Here is a 17,465-nt window from a genome sequence, read left to right on the forward strand (position 1 = left end):
GCTCCATCCCCCCGCGCGGGGGATAAGCAGTCCGACATGGCTCCCGGCAAAACCCTTTACGAACGCAGCGTCCGCGCGGCCCATCGGGGCTACAAGCTGACCCTGTCCCCGCTGATCGGGCAATCGTGCCGCTTCATGCCGACCTGTTCGGACTATGCGGCCCAGGCCCTGATCGAACACGGACCTGCACGCGGCGGCTGGCTGACCGTCAAACGCCTGTGCAAATGCCATCCCTTCGGAAAATCGGGCTTCGACCCGGTTCCGACGAGCGAAACCGTTTCGGCGCAGCCGAAATCAGCTATTCGCTCCACCAAGAAGCAGAAGACTGAACCATGATCGATCTGAAATTCCCCGACGGTGCCGTGCGCCAGTATCCCGACGACGCCACGGGCCGTGATGTCGCCACCTCGATCTCGCCCTCGCTGGCCAAGAAGGCCGCCCTGATCGAGCTGGACGGCAAATTGCTGGACCTCGATGCTCCGGTCGGCGCATCCGGGGCCCTGCGCATCATCATGCGCGACGCCCCCGAGGCCCTGGACACCCTGCGCCATGACGCCAGCCATGTGATGGCCGAGGCGGTCCAGGCCCTGTTCCCCGGCACCCAGGTCACGATCGGCCCGGCCATCGAGGACGGCTTCTATTACGACTTCGCCCGCGACGAGCCCTTCTCGACCGACGATTTCGCCAGGATCGAGAAGAAGATGGCCGAGATCGTCGACCGCGATCAGAAGATCCGCCGCGAGGTCTGGCCGCGCGACGAGGCGATCAAACATTTCGAGTCGATCGGCGAGACCTACAAGGCCGAGATCATCCGCGACCTGCCCGAGGGCGAGGACATCAGCGTCTACTACCAGGGCGACTGGAAGGACCTGTGCCGCGGGCCGCATTTCCCCTCGACCAAATTCGTCGGCAAGGCCTTCAAACTGACCAAGCTGGCCGGGGCCTACTGGCGCGGTGACCACCGCAACGCCCAGTTGCAGCGCATCTATGCCACCGCCTGGGCCTCGAAGGAGGATCTGGACGCCTATCTGCTGCGCATCGAGGAGGCCGAGAAGCGCGACCACCGCAAGATCGGCCGGCAGATGGAGCTCTTCCACATGCAGGAAGAGGGCCGCGGCATGGTCTTCTGGCATCCCAAGGGCTGGGTGCTGTGGCGGGTGCTGGAGGACTATATGCGCCGCCGGCTGGACGCCGCCGGCTATGTCGAGGTCAAGACGCCCCAGGTGCTGGACCGGACCTTCTGGGAGAAGTCGGGCCACTGGGAGAAATACCGGCCCAATATGTTCGTCTGCGAGACGGTCGAGGGCGAGACCCTCAGCCTCAAGCCGATGAACTGCCCCGGCCACGTGCAGATCTTCGACCAGGGCCAGCGGTCCTATCGCGAACTGCCGTTGCGCATGGCCGAGTTCGGGGCCTGCCACCGCTATGAGCCGTCCGGGGCCCTGCACGGGCTGATGCGGGTGCGCGGCTTCACCCAGGACGACGCCCACATCTTCTGCCGCGAGGACCAGATCGTCGAGGAGACGCGCCGGTTCATCGAACTGACGCGGATCGTCCACGCCGACCTCGGCATGCAGACGCACGAGATCGCCCTGGCCACCCGGCCCGAGGTGCGCGCCGGGTCCGATGAATTCTGGGACAAGGCCGAGGCCATGCTGGGCGAGGCCGCGCGTCTGGCCGGGGTCGAACCGGTCATCGCCGAGGGTGACGGGGCCTTCTATGCGCCCAAGCTGGACTTCATCGTCAAGGACGCCATCGGCCGGGAATGGACCTGCGGCACCCTGCAGCTGGACTATGTCCTGCCCGAGCGCCTGAACGCGGAATATGTGGGCGAGGACGGCCAGAAGCACCGGCCGGTGATGCTGCACCGGGCCATCCTCGGCTCGTTCGAGCGCTTCATCGGCATCATGATCGAGAACTATGCCGGGGCCTTCCCGCTGTGGATCGCCCCGGTCCAGGCCGTGGTCGCCACCATCACCTCGGACGCCGACGACTATGCCCGCGAGGTCACCGCGAAATTCAGGGCGGCCGGCCTGCGGGTCGAGTCCGACCTGCGGAACGAGAAGGTCGGCTACAAGGTGCGCGAACACTCGGTCGGCAAGGTGCCGGTCATCGCCGTGGTCGGCCGCAACGAGGCCGAGGCCGGCCAGGTCGCCATCCGCCGCCTCGGCTCCCAGGCCCAGACCGTGGTGTCGGTGGAAGAAGCGATCCGCATGCTGACCGAAGAGGCGACCCCGCCCGATCTGCGGGGCTAGGTCGCACACGTTTCCCGCGAGACGATGAGCGGCTATATCTTCATCCGTTCATCCCCGCGAAGGCGGGGACCCAGGCTTTGCCAAGATCGCCGTCGATGGCCTTCTACACCTACATCATGGCCAGCCGCCGCAACGGGACGCTGTACACGGGCTCGACCGACACCCTGATCGGTCGGGCCTGGCAGCACCGCACCCGGATGCGGCCGGGCAGTTTCACCGCGAAATACGGGGTCGTCATTCTGGTCTGGTTCGAGGCTCACGAGACGCGCGAGGGTGCCATTCAGCGCGAACGCCAGATCAAGAAATGGAACCGCCTGTGGAAGCTGCGGCTGATCGAGGAAATGAACCCCGGCTGGCACGATCTGTTCGAGCGACTTGAGCCCGACTGAAACCTGGGTCCCCGCCTTCGCGGGGATGACCGGAGTTTTTGGGCCTCGCCCCAGAATCACGAAAACAGAGGGGGCATTTCCCCTCCACCGCTCCGCGGTCCCCCTCCCCATTGCATGGGGAGGAGACAGTGCGCGCTCACGCAGCGAGCGCCCGCGGCGCGAGCGATAGCGCCCTGGATATGCGCGCTCAAGCAGCGAGCGCCCGCGGCGCGAGCGTAGCGCGCCCCTAAATATGTATGGCGTGGCCCAGGGCCCGCAGGGAGGCTTCGTGGAAGGCCTCGCCGAGGGTGGGGTGGACGTGGATGATGCCGGCGACGTCTTCCAGCACCGCCCCCATCTCCAGCATCTGGGCGAAGCTGTTGGACAGTTCGGCGACGTGCTGGCCGACGGCCTGGACGCCCAGCAGGCGATGGTCGTCCTTTGACGCCAGCACGCGGACGAAGCCGCCGTCGTCGGCGGCCTCGATGGCCAGGGCGCGGCCGAGGGCGGACATCGGGAAGACGGCGGTGATCACATCGTCTCGGCCCTCCACGTCGAGCGGACCGAGGCCGGCGGAGACGATCTCGGGCTCGGTGAAACAGACGGCGGCGATGGTGACCGGGTTGAACCGCTTGTCGTGGCCGGCGATGCGTTCGGCCACGATCTCGCCCTGGGTCGAGCCCTTGTGGGCGAGCATCGGCTCGCCGGTCAGATCCCCGACGGCCCAGACGTTCTTCATACTGGTGGCGCAGCGGTCGTCGATCTTCACGAACGGGCCGTCCATGGCCAGGCCCATGGTCTCCAGGCCCCAGCCCTGGGTGCGCGGACGGCGGCCGACGGTGACCAGCACCTTGTCGGCGGCCAGTTTTATCTCTTTCCCGTCCTTCGTCGTGACGTTGATCTGGCCCTTGTCGAACGACCCGGCTTTCGCGCCGAGGTGCAGTGCGACGCCGTGCTTCTCCAGCCATTTGGCGACCGGATCGGTCAGGGCCTTGTCATAGAGCGGCAGCAGCCGGTCGGCCATTTCGACGATGGTGACCTCGGCCCCCAGTTTGCGGAAGGCGATGCCCAGTTCCAGCCCGATATAGCCGCCGCCGACCACGACCAGCTTCCTGGGAACCTCCGACAGCGACAGGGCCTCGGTCGAGGACAGGACGTCGCCGCCGAATTTCAGGAACGGCAGTTCGACCGGCTCGGAGCCCGTGGCCAGGATGACGTGTTCGGCGCTGATGGTGATGTCACCGTCGGCGGTCTTCACCGTGCAGGTCTTGGCGTCGGTGAATTCGGCCCAGCCGTTGATGACCTTGACCTTGGACCGTTTCAGCAGGCCGGCGACCCCGGCGTTGAGCTTTTTGACGATGCCGTCCTTCCACGCCACCGTCTGGGCCAGGTCGATGGCCGGTTTGGCCGCGGTGATGCCCAGGGTTCCGCCGTTCGCGGCCTTGCTGACCGTCTCGAATTTCGAGGCCGCGTGGATGATGGCCTTGGACGGGATACAGCCGACATTCAGGCAGGTGCCGCCGAGGCCGTCGCCGCCGTCGACCAGCACGGCCTCGAGGCCCAGCTGGCCGCAGCGGATGCCGGCGACATAGCCGCCGGTGCCGGCGCCGATGATCAGGACTTTGGTTTTCAGGGTCTGGGTCATGTCTTGCTCGCCATTCTGACCCCTCTCCCGGCGGGAGAGGGAGGGGCCCGCTCGCAAAGCGAGTGGGAGGATGAGGGGTTACAGAGGTCGATCATCGGCACCGAAAACCCTCATCCGGCCGGGCTTCGCCCGGCCACCTTCTCCCACCGGGAGAAGGGTCTTCATTCACATCCACAGCGTCGCCGGGTTCTCCAGCAGGGTCTTGATGCGCTGCACGAAGACCGCCGCGTCATGGCCGTCGACGATGCGGTGATCGAAGCTGGAGGACAGGTTCATCATCTTGCGCACGACCATCTGGCCGTTCTTCACGACGACCCGCTCGGCGATCTTGTTGGGGCCGACGATAGCGACCTCGGGGTGGTTGATGATCGGGGTGTGGATGACCCCGCCCAGCGTGCCCAGCGAGGTGATGGTGATGGTCGAGCCGGTCAGGTCTTCGCGTTTGGCCGAACCATCCTTGGCCGCGGTCGAGACGCGGCCGATCTCCAGCGCCGTGTCCCAGGGATCGCGGGCCTCGGCGTGGCGGACCACCGGCACCATCAGGCCGTTCGGCGTCTGGGCGGCGATGCCGATGTGGACGGCGGCGTGGGTGGTCAGGACGCCGGCCTCGTCGTCGTAGTGCGAGTTGATGGTCGGCTGGTCACGCAGGGCCACGACCATGGCCCGGGCGAGGAAGGGCAGCAGGGTCAGCTTGGGCTGCTCCTTGGCCTTGGTCGCATTCAGATGGGCGCGCAGGTCCTCCAGGGCGGTGACGTCGATCTCCTCCACATAGGTGATGTGGGGGATGCGGCGGACGGACTCGGCCATCTTCTCGGCGATCTTGCGCCGGATGCCGATGATGCGGGTCTCGGTGGTGCCTTCGGCTTGCGCATAGGTCGAACCGGTTGATGATCCGCCCACGGACGAACTGCGACCGCCCGAGGCGACGAAGGCGTCCAGATCGCCGTGCTCGATCCGTCCGGCCGGGCCGGAGCCAGGCACGAATTGCAGCTCGATGCCGAGGTCACGGGCGCGGTCGCGGACCGCCGGCGAGGCCAGGGGGCGCTGGGTGCGGTCGGAGAGCTGACGTTGAGGTGCCGCCCCCCTCGAACCCTGCTCCGCAGGCTTCGGTCCCCCTGACAGGGGGACAGACGGAGCCGGCCGCACCGTCTCCTCCCCGCTTTGCGGGGAGGGGGACCGCGAAGCGGTGGAGGGGCTGGCGGCCGCAGGCGCAGAGGCGACATTCCCCTTGCCCTCAACCTTGAACGAGACCAGCGGCCCGCCGACGGCGACCTGCTGGCCCGCCTCGCCGTGCAGGGCGACGACCGTGCCGCTGACCGGGCTGGTCAGTTCGACCGTGGCCTTGTCGGTCATCACATCGGCGACGATCTGGTCCTCGGCGACGACGTCCCCGACCTTGATATGCCAGGCGACCAGCTCGGCCTCGGCCGTGCCCTCGCCGACGTCGGGCAGTTTGAAGATGTGGTTGGCACCCCCCGATGAGCCCTCCCCCTCGAGGGGGGAGGGTTGGGTGGGGGTGGAGGCAGGGGCAGTTCCCGTGGACTTCGAAGACCCGATCGGAGTCTCTGTCGCTTCACCGGCGGCAGCGGTGCGCTCACCCCCATCCCCGGCCCTTCCCCCCTCGAGGGGGAAGGGAGAAGAGGCCGCATTCCCCGCGCCCTCGACCTCGAACTCGACCAGCGGTGACCCCACCGCCAGCTGCTGGCCGACCTCGCCATGCGCCGCCAGCACCGTGCCGGCGACCGGGCTGGTCAGCTCGACCGTGGCCTTGTCGGTCATGATGTCGGCAATGACCTGGTCCTCGGCGACGACGTCGCCGACCTTGACGTGCCAGGCGACCAGTTCGGCCTCGGCGGTGCCCTCACCCACGTCGGGCAGTTTGAAGACGTAGCGACCCATCTCAGCGCCCTCCGGTCATGACGGCCTTCAGGGCCGTGGCGACCCGTTCGGGTCCCGGGAAATATTCCCACTCAAACGCGTGCGGATAGGGCGTGTCCCAGCCGGTGACCCGGGCGATCGGGGCCTCCAGATGATAGAAGCAGCGCTCCTGCACCAGGGCCGACAGCTCGGCCCCATAGCCCGAGGTCTTGGGGGCCTCGTGGACGATGACGCAGCGGCCGGTCTTTTTCACGCTGGCCTCGATGGTTTCGATGTCCAGCGGGACGAGGGTGCGCAGGTCGATGACCTCGGCGTCGACCCCGGCGTGCTCGGCCCCGGCCAGGGAGACCCAGACCATGGTGCCGTAGCAGAGGATGGTGACGTCATTGCCCTCGCGCATGATGCGGGCCTTGCCGATCGGCTCGATATATTTGCCGGTCGGGACCTGGGCCAGGTCCTGGGTCTTCCACGGGCTGACCGGCTTCTCGTGCCAGCCGTCGAACGGGCCGTTGTAGAGGCGTTTCGGCTCGAGGAAGATGACCGGATCGTCGTCCTCGATGGCCGCGGTCAGCAGGCCCTTGGCGTCATAGGGGTTGGACGGAATGACCACCTTGAGCCCGGCGATATGGGTGAACAGGCTTTCCGGCGACTGGCTGTGGGTCTGGCCGCCGAAGATGCCGCCGCCATAGGGCGAGCGCACCACGATCGGGGCGGTGAACTGGCCGCCCGACCGGTAGCGCAGCTTGGCGGCTTCCGAGACGATCTGGTCATAGGCCGGATAGATGTAGTCGGCGAACTGGATCTCGACGACGGGACGCAGGCCGTAGCTGCCCATGCCGATGGCGGCGGCGACGATGCCGCATTCGCTGATCGGAGCATCGAAACTGCGGGTCAGGCCGTGCTTCTGCTGCAGCTGGTCGGTGACGCGGAAGACGCCGCCGAAATAGCCGGCGTCCTCGCCGAAGCTGAGCACGTTCGGGTCCTCGGCCATCTTGACGTGCAGGGCCGAGTTCAGCGCCTGGATCATGTTCATCGGCTGGACGCCCGCGGTCGGGGCCTCGGACCTGGGCGCGTTGTTCTGATCGACCATGTCGGGCTCGACGCCGTCGGTGCGGTCGGATTCGGTGAAGGTGGTTTGCTCAGCCATGATCAGACCCCGACCTCGCGGCGTTGCTCGACCAGACGCCAGTCCTCGGTCGCATAGACCTCCTCGAACATCGTCTTCACCGAGGGGCGCGACTGGCCCAGGGTGCCGATGGCCTCGGACTCCTTGCCGGCGGCGCGAACCTGGGCGACGGCCTCGGCCTCGGCCTCGACCTGCTGCTCCCCGGACCATTCGCCGAGGGCGATCAGATGCTGTTTCAGCCGGGCGATCGGGTCGCCGAGCGGCCATTTGTCGTGCTCGTCGGCCGGGCGGTAGCGGCTCGGATCGTCCGAGGTCGAGTGCGGGGCGCCGCGATAGGTGAACAGTTCGATCACCGTCGCCCCCTGGTTGGTGCGGGCCCGTTCCTCGGCCCACCGGGTCGCGGCCCAGACAGCGAGGAAGTCATTGCCGTCGACGCGCAGGGCCGGCAGGCCATAGCCGATGGCCTTGGAGGCGAAGGTCGTCTCCAGCCCGCCGGCGATGCCCATGAAGGAGCTGATGGCCCACTGGTTGTTGACGATGTTGAGGATGACCGGGGCGCGATAGACGCTGGCGAAGGTCAGGGCGTTGTGGAAATCACCCTCGGCCGTGGCCCCGTCGCCGATCCAGCTGATGGCGATCTTGTCGTCACCCTTGTAGGCGCTGGCCATGGCCCAGCCCACGGCCTGGGGCACCTGGGTGCCCAGATTGCCGCTGATGGTGAAGAAGCCGTAGTCCTTGGCCGAATACATGATCGGCAGCTGGCGGCCCTTGATGGGGTCGGAGGCGTTCGAATAGATCTGGTTCATCATATCGACCAGCGGATAGCCGCGGGCGATCAGCAGACCCTGCTGGCGATAGGTCGGGAAGCCCATGTCCTCGCGGGACAGGATCATCCCTTGCGCGACCGCGATGGCCTCCTCGCCGGTGCATTTCATATAGAAGCTGGTCTTGCCCTGGCGGTGGGCCCGATGCATCCGGTCGTCGAAGGCCCGGGTCAGGATCATCGCCTTCAGCCCCTTGCGCAGGGTCTCGGCATCCAGCCTGGGATTCCACGGCCCCACGGCCTGGCCGTCGTCGTCCAGCACCCGAATCAGGCGGAAGGCGTGGTCGCGCATCTCATAGGGCGTGGTCGCCACGTCGGGCCGGTCCACGGCCCCCGCCGGGTCCAGCTTCAGATGCGAAAAATCAGTCGGATCCCCCGGCCGGCCCGAAGGCTCCGGCACCCGAAGCGACAATGGTTGGCTGTTCCTGGTCATGCGTCCTGCCGTCCGGTTGATCTGACCGCGTTTCCTCAATCGCGCCCATTAGCATGAGACGTCGCCGTTGGCTCGCTCAAATTCGACCTTGCACAAGGCCGTTTTCGGGTATTTTATTGCGTCAGAACATCAATGGGAGAAACGCCTTGGCGGACGAACTGGATCCCGTCGACGCCCGAATTCTCGACATCCTGCAGCAGGATGCCGGACTCTCGGTCGCCGACGTCGCCGAGCGGGTCGGTCTCTCGGCATCGCCATGCTGGCGCCGGATCAAGAGACTGGAGGACAGCGGCCTGATCCGCAAGCGGGTCACCCTGCTCAATGCCGCCATGCTGGGCCTGGACTTCGAAGTCTATGCCATCGTCAAGCTGAACCTGCCGTCGCGTGACAATCTCGATGTGTTCGAGAGCGCCGTCGCCGGCTGGCCCGAGGTGGTGCAGTGCGCCACCATCACCGGGCGTGAGGACTATGTGCTGCGCATCATCACCTCGGACATGCATGCCTTCGACAGCTTCCTGCGCAACAAGCTGCTGACCCTGGGCATCGTCTCGGACTGCGAGAGCCACATCGTCACCCGCGGCGTGAAGAATGTGACCGCCCTGCCGCTGGGCATCGTCACCCCGCACGTGACCTGAGTCTGGTCCCGGTCCGGTCAGGGGCAATCGGGACTGGACGATCCCGCCCGGTCCGTCGATCATCGCGCGGTTGAGTCCCGGCACAGGAACGCCCAGCCCATGATCGAAATGGTGATCGACGCCCGCCGCAAGGATCTCGGGGGATTCGAGGTCGGCCGCATCCTGCCCTTCCACGCCCGGCGCATGATCGGCCCCTTCATCTTCCTCGACCAGATGGGCCCGGCCGCGTTCGCGCCCGGGGCCGAGGGCATCAATGTGCGTCCGCACCCGCACATCGGCCTGTCGACCCTGACCTATCTGTTCGAGGGCGAGATCATGCACCGGGACAATACCGGGGTGACCCAGGCCATCCGCCCCGGCGAGGTCAACTGGATGACGGCCGGCAAGGGCATCGTCCACTCCGAACGCACCGATCCGCTGAAACGCTCGACCGGCGGGCCGATGCACGGGATGCAGGCCTGGATCGCCCTGCCCGACGAGACCGAGGACTGTGACCCGGGCTTCTTCCATCACGACGAGAGCGACCAGCCCGCCTATGAGAACGGCGGCCTGTTCGCCCGTCTGGTGGCCGGCGAGGCCTATGGGGCCAGGGCGGCGGTCAAGACCTCCTCGCCCCTGTTCTATGTCCACTGGGAGCTCGAATCGGGGGTGCGCACCACACCGCCGCCGGGCCGGGGCAGCGGGGGGATGAGCGAACGCGCCCTCTATGTCGCCAGGGGTATGATCGAGGTCGGCGACCGCACCTTCCACCGGGGCCAGATGATCGTGCTGGAGCCCCAGGCCGAACCGACGATCAAGGCCCTGGTCCCCTCGACCGTGATGGTCCTGGGCGGCGAACCGGTGGGCGAGCGGCTGATCTGGTGGAATTTCGTCGCCTCTTCCCAGGCCCGGATCGATGCGGCCAAGGCCGACTGGAAGGCCGGACGGATGACCCTGCCCCGGGATGACGCCGGTGAATTCATTCCGCTGCCGGACGCCCCGGCGGTCGACGGGTCGAAGCCGGGTCCGACCGACCCGGTCTGACCGTCGGCGGCCTCAGCCCGCCGTCAGGCCCGGCGTGGGCGGGGCCGACCCCTCGTCCTGACAGGAGACATGGCTGACGCCGCCGGCCCGCAGGGCCTCGTCATTGCTGCGCCCCGGCAGGCCCAGAACCATCAGATTGCGGGTGCATTTTCGCGCCGCCCGGATCAGGGTCGCCAGTTCGGCGGCCCCGCCGGTCAGCCGGGGCACATCGATCGTCAGCCCGCTGAACGGATGTTCGCGCATGGCCCGCGCCAGCAGGGCCTTGCTGCCGACCTGAAGCAACAGGCTGCGGAAGAACGGGCGTACCATGGCCACGGTCTCGCTCAGCCGCCCCGACGGCACGCCGGCGTCCAGCCCGTCGATCTCGAGAATCACCACCTGACGCATCAGGTCGGCGACCGGGGCGCAGCGGTCCAGAACGGCGATCCGCGGCCGTGCCGCCGACAGGGTCGAGAACGACAGCGGCACCACCAGGGCAAAGACACCCCCCTCCCGCCGGTAGTCCTCCAGCAGGGGCAGCAGGAAATCGAGTGTCGCCCGGTCGATCATCTCCAGTTCGGACTGGTTGTCGTTCAGCTCGGCCTGACGCAGGTCGCGGACAATCCGGAAGGCGCTGATCGTGCCCTGGTCCAGTCGCCAGACCGGGACCACCTCCAGTTCGATGTCGATCAACGTGCCGGCGCGGGTCGCGACCTGGGCCGTATGGCGGCGTCCGGCCAGCGGCGGCTTCCACGCGCTGGGGTCGCGGGGCGCTGGGGCGCGCCCCCCGACGGCCGGAGCCGATGACTGGACCGGGCGCGGCGCGAACGGATCGATCCGCTCACAGACCAGGTTGGGGCCGTCCAGGGAGGCGACCCGCGTCAGCACCACGTCCTCATCGGCGCTGCGACCGAGGAAGAAGGTCAGCAGGTCGCGCAGGACCTCGGAACACAGCACCTGGGCTTCGTAGGAATCGACCGAGACGATGGCCGTCAGGAAGGTGGTCTCGTCGATACGCAGATAGACGTCCGGCGGCGGCAGCCGGCGCGCCAGGGCCCGCTCGGCCGCGTCCCAGACCTGGTCCCGCTTGCCGGCCCAGCGCGGGCCGAGCGAATTGCGGATCGGTTCCAGCGACAGGGCAAACACCCGCCCCTGCTCGGGCAGCCCCGCCTCGATCACGCGATCGAGCTGGTCCTGCCGTTTGTGGCCAAGGGCCGTCAGGGACACGAGAGTGGACAGGCGGGGTAATCCCGAAGGTTGGACCGGCTCCCTGTCTAGACCTCAAGCCTTGCTCAAGATTTACAGCCAAGCTGCCCGGAGACATCGTCAAAGAACGCCAGCAGGGCGGCATTGACCGTCTCGGGCCGTTCCTGCTGGATCCAGTGGCCCGCGCCCGGGATGACGATGCGGTCGCGCAGGTCGGTGACCCAGTCGGCCATGCCCGCCTCATGCGCCCCGGAATAATGGCGCACCGGATCGCGCTCGCCGACGATGAACAGGGCGGGCTGGTGGATCTTCTGCCCCTGCAGGAAGGCGGTCAGGGACCAGTTCAGGTCCATGGCCCGGTACCAGTTGACCGGCCCTTCAAAGCCGCTTTCCGTAAAGGCCGCGACATAGGCGGCGAAATGCTCCGGGCGCATCCACAGCGGCAGGGTGGCGTGGTCGGACACATACTCCAGCATCGACACCCCCGGCGGCAGGAAGCCGGTCGACTGGTCGGCGTCGGCCGTGGCCCCGTCATAGGACCAGAACATCTTGCGCAGGGCCGTGGCCGGATCGGCCTCGAACGCCAGATGGGCGTCGGGGGCCTGCAGCCGGTTGATATAGAGGTCGCCCAGGCCGGCGCGTTTGGACAGCACGGCCATCGCCGGGGTCGGCGGGCCGTTGGGGCGGCGCGGCTGGAAAGGCACCGACAGGCCGGCCACCGCCTGGAACAGGTCGGGCCGCAGCAGGGCACAGTGCCAGGCGATCGGCGCGCCCCAGTCATGGCCGACCACGAAACACTGGCTCTCGCCCAGGGCCCGGACCAGATCGACCATGTCCCCGACCAGTTGCAGGGCCGTATAGTTCGCAGACCCCTCGGGCCGGTCGGTGCCGCCATAGCCGCGCATGTCGGGGGCCACGGCACGATAGCCCGCCGCCGCCAGGGCCTCGACCTGGGCGCGCCAGCTGATCCCCAGTTCGGGAAAGCCGTGGATCAACAGCACCAGCGGGCCGGTCCCGGCCTCGAGGATCTGCTGGGTCAGGCCATCGGTTTTCAACCGTCGCGTCTGCATGGAGTCTCCGTGGGAGTAGCGCCGGGCGCGGCATTGTGATTTGTGCCGGACATGACCCGCCTGACATCCCTGCCCGACGGTACGGCCGTTCCCATCCTTGGCCAAGGCACATGGGAGATCGGTGACCACCCCGAAACCCGCGAGGCCGAGATGCGCGCCCTGTCGCGCGGCCTCGATCTGGGCCTGACCCTGGTCGACACGGCCGAAATCTATGGCAACGGCAATTCCGAACGGCTGGTCGGCAAGGTCATCGCCGGGCGGCGCGACGAGGTGTTTCTGGTCTCCAAGGTCAAGCCGGACAATGCCAGCGAGATGAAGATGATGCTGGCCTGCGAGAAGTCGCTGGAACGGCTCGGCACCGACCGCCTCGACCTGTACCTGCTGCACTGGGAGGGTCGTCACCCGCTGGAAGAGACCATCGCCGCCTTCGAGGAACTGGTCGACGAGGGTCTGATCCTGCGCTGGGGCGTCAGCAACATCGACCTGAAGACCATGCGCAAGATGATGCGGATGGAGGGCGGCGACCAGTGCGCGGCCAACCAGGTCCTGTATCACCCCGGCTCGCGCGGCATCGAGTTCGACCTGCTGCCCTGGTCGCGGGCCCGCGACATGCCGGTGATGGCCTATTCCCCGCTGGGCCGCGGCAAGCTGCTGAACGAACCGGTGCTGAAACAGATCGCCGACCGCCACGACGCCACCCCGGCCCAGATCGCCCTGGCCATGGTGCTGCGTCAGGACGGGATCATCGCCATCCCCAAGGCGTCCACGGTCGAGCATGTCGAGCTGAATGCCGCGGCGCTGGAGATCCGGCTGGACGACGAGGACATCGCCGCCCTCGACCGCGCCTTCCCGCCGCCGACCTCGGAACAGCCGCTGGACGTGATCTAGGGGGAGGGCGGGGACCGGGCGGGGCCGGTGTTTAGGGCGCGGGCTGGGGAGCGGACGCGCTGGACGTCCGCGAAGGGTGGTTAGCGGCCCTTTTGGTGGGTAGCGTTAGGCCATGACCGTCGGAAAAACATTCGGGACATTCTCCCGACCTGACAACCTTGAACGCATCGTCATCGTCCGGCGTGACGACGGCCTGTTTTCATACCAAAAGCAGGTTGCAGAGCGCGACGGTGCTTGGGGCTCTCCCGGCCCGGCCTGCGGACTTTATGACAGTCCCGAAACGACCATATCCGAGGCGAAGCAGAGGGTCTGGTGGCTGCTAGCGATGGCCGACCCTGACAACTGAACGTCCGCTTTGGGCCGAAAGCAGCCCGTCGTCCAAGGGTGAAAAGCCGGCGCTGATAGCCGTGCGGCCCGCTGACGTTCCCGTCAGCGGCCGAACGGACCGGAACAACCCTACTCTTTCGGCTTGGCGGCCCCCTTGGTGGCCCGCTCCACCACGGCCTTGCCGGCGTCGGTCTGGGCCAGCCCCTCCAGCATCGCGCCCAGGGCCTGGCCGCCCCGCGCGCTGAACACGTCGGTGATGCTGTTCATGCCCGCGGGCACGTCGCCGCCGGTCACGATGACCTTGATGTCGGCGGCGCTCAGGGCCTCGGCCTGGGCGACGCCCACGGCCTGGCCGGCCTTGATCTGCTCCACACGCACCAGATAGGTCTGGTAGCCGTCGTTATTGCCGATCTCCCTGGCCAGTTCGATCTGGGTCGTGACCGGGGCCAGCAGCAGCAGCCGCTCGGCCTCGGCGCGGCTCTGGCCCTGGGCCAGCAGGCCTTCGGCGTCGAGCTTCTGCTGGGCCAGCGTGCCTTGCGCGACCAGTTCCAGCCGTTGACGTTCGGCCTCCGCGCCGATGACCTGCTGCTGGCGCTGCCCCTCGGCCCGGATGATGGTGACCTCACGCTCCTGGGCGGCCTGGACTTCCGCGACCCCCTTGGCGATGTCGGCGGCGCGCGTATCGGCGACCAGCTTCACATCCATCTCGCGTTCGGTGGTGTCCTTCTGGGCGACCAGAACCTCCTGCTCGGCGACCTGTTTGGCGATGCCGACCTGTTTTTCCTGTTCGGCCGTCCGCATGCCGACCTGCTGCAGCGCGTCCTGCTTGTTCACCTCGACGATGCGTTCGGCCTCGATCTCCTTGGTCTGGGCGAACTGGCTGTTCATCGCCACGGCCTCCCGGCTCTCGCGGTCGATGCGGGATTTTTCCTTGGCCATGATGTTGGCGATGACCTGGGAATTGGCGCTGTCGCGGATGTCCATGAACTCGATGTTCTTGACCGTCTCGACCCCCCAGGCCTGAAGCTGATGGTCCACCTGGGCGGTAAAGGCCTCGGCCAGGGTGGATCGCGCCTCGAGGATGTCTTCCAGCTTGTGGGTGGCCAGCACGTTGCGGACGGCCCCCTGGAGGATGCCGGACAGCTGGTGTTGCAGCTCGTCGAAATTGGCGACCTTTTCCGCCGCCGTGTCCGACTCCGCGATCCGCATGAACGCCTGGACGTCGACGCGGAACGGCAGGCGTCCGGTGTCGTAGGCTTCGTAGTCTTTCAGGTTCACGTCAAAGATGGAGACCGGAAATTTGGTCACCAGCACGCCGATCCGGGGCAGGAAGGCCGGCCACTCGTAGAAGACGTTTCCGGCCGACTGACTGGCCCCGTAGCTGACGCGGGACCGCCCGCGCTGGACGATGTGAACCTCGTTGGTCGGGACCACCCGGCGCAGGACAACCGCGATCAGGAGGCCAATGGCCAGGACGCCCAGCGCCACGCCGCCGGCAACGATATAGATGTTCATGTGATCCCCCGATGTCGGCCCGACTTATGGCTACAAACCCCGGGCGGCGCAACTAACGCGGGAGGGTGCGCAGGGCCCCGCCTCCCCGCCGCACCGCGACGGGGAGGGCCGATCGGATCAGGCGGCCTTCTTGGCCCCGGCGAAGTTTCCGTAGAAGGTCTCGCCCTTCGCAGCCATGTCGCGCAGCAGTTGCGGCACCTTGAACCGGTCGCCGTAGCGGGCGGCATAGTCGTCCGCCTGGGCCACGAATTCCTTCAGCCCGGTCTGGTCGATCATGGTGATCGGGCCGCCGGTCCAGGGCGCGAAACCCCAGGCCAGGATGGCACCGACATCGGCCTCGCGCGGGTCGTCGATGACGCCCTCTTCCCAGCAACGCGCGACCTCGACGGCCTGGCGATACAGCAGGCGCTGCTTCTGGTCGGCGATCAGTTCCGGCGTCGAGTCATTGATCGTGACCGGGGCCAGCTCGGCCAGGCCGGGCCAGATGACCTTGGGCTTCTGGTCGTAGTCATAGAAGCCCTTGCCGTTCTTGCGACCGTAGCGACCCAGCTCCTCGACCATGGTCTGGACGATGTGCGACCCCGGCAGCGGCTGGTATTGGTCGCCCAGGTCGGCGGCCGTCTGTTTGGCGATCTTGACCGACAGGTCCAGCGCCACGTCGTCGTGCATTTCCAGCGGGCCGCGCGGCATGCCGGTCATGCGACCGATGTTGTCGATCAGGGCGGGGGCATAGCCCTCTTCCAGCATGGCCATGCCCTCGGCCACATAGGTGCCGAAGCAGCGCGACGTGTAGAAGCCGCGGCCGTCGTTGACGACGATCGGCGTCTTGCGGATCTTCATGACGTAATCGAGCGATTTGGCGATGGCGGCCTGACCGGTCTTCTCGCCCAGAATGATCTCGACCAGCATCATCTTGTCGACCGGCGAGAAGAAATGGATGCCGATGAAGTCCTCGGGACGGACCGAGGCCTCGGCCAGGCCGGTGATCGGCAGGGTCGAGGTGTTGGAGCCGAACACCGCGCCCGGGGCCAGCTGGGCCTCGGCGCGCTTGGTCACATCGGCCTTGATGTCGCGGCTTTCGAACACGGCCTCGATCACCAGGTCCGAGCCCTTGATCAGGTCATAGTCGGTGGTGGCGGTGACCGAACCCAGCAGGGCGTCGAACTTGTCCTGGGTGATCTGGCCGCGCGACAGACGCTTCTTCAGCAGTTCCTCGACATGGGCCTTGCCCTTGTCGGCGGCGTCCTGGTCGCGGTCGATCAATATGGTCTCGATGCCGGCCAGGGCCTGCACATAGGCGATGCCGGCCCCCATCATGCCGGCCCCGATGACGGTGACCTTCTTCGGATCGGACTTCGGCTGACCGGCGGGACGCACGGCCCCCTTGTCCAGCTCCTGCTTGCTGAGGAACAGCGAGCGGATCATGGCCTGGGCCTGGGGCGTCATCAGCGTCTTGATGAAATAGCGGGTCTCGATGCGCAGGGCCGCGTCCATCGGCACCTGAACGCCCTCATAGACGGCCTTCATCAGATTGGTGGCGGCCGGATAGTTGCCGTAGGTCTGTTTGCGGATCATCGCATTGCCGACGAGGAAATTCTGGATCCCGACCGGATGGTAGGGACCGCCGCCGGGCAGTTTGAAGGACTTGTCGTCCCACGGCTGCACGGCCTTGCCGCCGCCCTTGATCCAGGCGCGTGCGGCCTCGACCTCGGTGCCCTTGGCCACGACCTCATGGATGATGCCCGCGCCCTTGGCGTCGTTCGGACGGAAGGACTTGCCCTCGGTCATGGCCATCATCGCCGCCTGCACGCCGATCAGGCGCGGCAGACGCTGGGTGCCGCCACCGCCGGGGAACAGGCCGACCTTGATCTCGGGCAGGCCCAGCTGAATCTTGTTGTCGTCGCCGGCGACCCGGTAGTGGCAGGCCAGGGTCAGCTCAAGTCCACCGCCGAGGGCGAGACCGTTGATCGCGGCCGCGACCGGCTTGCCGCAGGTCTCCAGCGCGCGCAGGGCCCCGTTCAGCTTCCAGCCGGCATCATAGGCCTCCTGCAGCGAACCCCCGGCCAGCATGCCGCCGGCCATGTCGCCCAGGTCAGCCCCGGCGCAGAAACCCGAGGTCTTGCCCGAGGTCAGCACCGCGCCCTTGATGGCGTCATCAGTCTTGATGCGTTCGACCCATTCCGGGATCTCGGTCATCACGCCCGAGGTCAGGGTGTTCATCGACCGTCCGGGAACGTCGAAGGTGATCAGGGCGATGCCGTCGGCATCGACGTCAATCTTGAAATTTTCCATGG

The 17,465-nt window shown here is 67.1% G+C and carries 15 protein-coding genes; 7 read left to right on the forward strand and 8 right to left on the reverse strand.

The features are described from left to right. Positions 1–36 precede the first annotated feature (36 nt). From yidD to PSV00_RS15100, 3 genes are all read left to right on the forward strand, one after another. Positions 37–336 (forward strand): membrane protein insertion efficiency factor YidD, encoded by a 300-nt coding sequence (gene yidD / locus PSV00_RS15090; RefSeq protein WP_300448864.1) that lies wholly within the window; start codon positions 37–39, stop codon positions 334–336. Further along, positions 333–2,255, forward strand: coding sequence for a threonine--tRNA ligase (thrS, locus tag PSV00_RS15095; protein ID WP_300448866.1), 1,923 nt, complete (start codon positions 333–335; stop codon positions 2,253–2,255). Before yidD ends, thrS begins: the two co-directional genes overlap by 4 nt. A gap of 95 nt (positions 2,256–2,350) precedes the next feature. Continuing rightward, complete coding sequence (locus tag PSV00_RS15100) at positions 2,351–2,644, forward strand: GIY-YIG nuclease family protein (RefSeq protein ID WP_300448868.1); 294 nt, start codon at positions 2,351–2,353, stop codon at positions 2,642–2,644. A gap of 226 nt (positions 2,645–2,870) precedes the next feature. Here PSV00_RS15100 and lpdA read toward each other — a convergent pair whose 3' ends face one another. The 4 genes from lpdA to PSV00_RS15120 form a co-directional block, all read right to left on the reverse strand. Further along, positions 2,871–4,268, reverse strand: coding sequence for a dihydrolipoyl dehydrogenase (lpdA, locus tag PSV00_RS15105; protein WP_300448871.1), 1,398 nt, complete (start codon positions 4,266–4,268; stop codon positions 2,871–2,873). Positions 4,269–4,433: 165 nt separating this feature from the next. After that, positions 4,434–6,167 carry a 2-oxo acid dehydrogenase subunit E2 gene (locus PSV00_RS15110; RefSeq protein ID WP_300448875.1) on the reverse strand — a complete coding sequence of 578 codons (1,734 nt, stop codon included), beginning with the start codon at positions 6,165–6,167 and terminating at the stop codon, positions 4,434–4,436. Between the two features lies 1 nt (position 6,168). Further along, positions 6,169–7,236 (reverse strand): alpha-ketoacid dehydrogenase subunit beta, encoded by a 1,068-nt coding sequence (locus PSV00_RS15115; protein ID WP_366944678.1) that lies wholly within the window; start codon positions 7,234–7,236, stop codon positions 6,169–6,171. 59 nt (positions 7,237–7,295) lie between these two features. Then, positions 7,296–8,528 carry a 3-methyl-2-oxobutanoate dehydrogenase (2-methylpropanoyl-transferring) subunit alpha gene (locus PSV00_RS15120; RefSeq protein ID WP_300448881.1) on the reverse strand — a complete coding sequence of 411 codons (1,233 nt, stop codon included), beginning with the start codon at positions 8,526–8,528 and terminating at the stop codon, positions 7,296–7,298. A gap of 146 nt (positions 8,529–8,674) precedes the next feature. On the opposite strand from PSV00_RS15120, the gene PSV00_RS15125 reads away from it, so the two are divergent. Further along, positions 8,675–9,163, forward strand: coding sequence for an Lrp/AsnC family transcriptional regulator (locus PSV00_RS15125; protein WP_300448884.1), 489 nt, complete (start codon positions 8,675–8,677; stop codon positions 9,161–9,163). A gap of 99 nt (positions 9,164–9,262) precedes the next feature. Further along, complete coding sequence (locus tag PSV00_RS15130; RefSeq protein ID WP_300448887.1) at positions 9,263–10,186, forward strand: pirin family protein; 924 nt, start codon at positions 9,263–9,265, stop codon at positions 10,184–10,186. Between the two features lie 12 nt (positions 10,187–10,198). Here PSV00_RS15130 and PSV00_RS15135 read toward each other — a convergent pair whose 3' ends face one another. Then, a complete protein-coding gene (locus PSV00_RS15135) occupies positions 10,199–11,392 on the reverse strand; it encodes a hypothetical protein (protein WP_300448890.1) in 1,194 nt (397 codons plus the stop codon). 65 nt (positions 11,393–11,457) lie between these two features. Continuing rightward, complete coding sequence (locus tag PSV00_RS15140; protein ID WP_300448892.1) at positions 11,458–12,441, reverse strand: alpha/beta hydrolase; 984 nt, start codon at positions 12,439–12,441, stop codon at positions 11,458–11,460. 51 nt (positions 12,442–12,492) lie between these two features. Between PSV00_RS15140 and PSV00_RS15145 the strand changes: the two genes are divergently transcribed. Together PSV00_RS15145 and PSV00_RS15150 are read left to right on the forward strand one after the other, a co-directional pair. Next, positions 12,493–13,329 (forward strand): aldo/keto reductase, encoded by an 837-nt coding sequence (locus PSV00_RS15145; protein WP_300448895.1) that lies wholly within the window; start codon positions 12,493–12,495, stop codon positions 13,327–13,329. A gap of 112 nt (positions 13,330–13,441) precedes the next feature. Beyond that, positions 13,442–13,675 carry a hypothetical protein gene (locus tag PSV00_RS15150; RefSeq protein ID WP_300448897.1) on the forward strand — a complete coding sequence of 78 codons (234 nt, stop codon included), beginning with the start codon at positions 13,442–13,444 and terminating at the stop codon, positions 13,673–13,675. 110 nt (positions 13,676–13,785) lie between these two features. On the opposite strand, the gene PSV00_RS15155 is transcribed toward PSV00_RS15150, so the two are convergent. Then, a complete protein-coding gene (locus PSV00_RS15155) occupies positions 13,786–15,171 on the reverse strand; it encodes an SPFH domain-containing protein (protein WP_300448898.1) in 1,386 nt (461 codons plus the stop codon). 117 nt (positions 15,172–15,288) lie between these two features. Further along, positions 15,289–17,463 (reverse strand): 3-hydroxyacyl-CoA dehydrogenase NAD-binding domain-containing protein, encoded by a 2,175-nt coding sequence (locus tag PSV00_RS15160; protein WP_300448901.1) that lies wholly within the window; start codon positions 17,461–17,463, stop codon positions 15,289–15,291. Positions 17,464–17,465 lie beyond the last annotated feature (2 nt).

Source organism: Brevundimonas sp., from assembly GCF_029945885.1.
In the GTDB taxonomy this organism is placed as follows: domain Bacteria; phylum Pseudomonadota; class Alphaproteobacteria; order Caulobacterales; family Caulobacteraceae; genus Brevundimonas.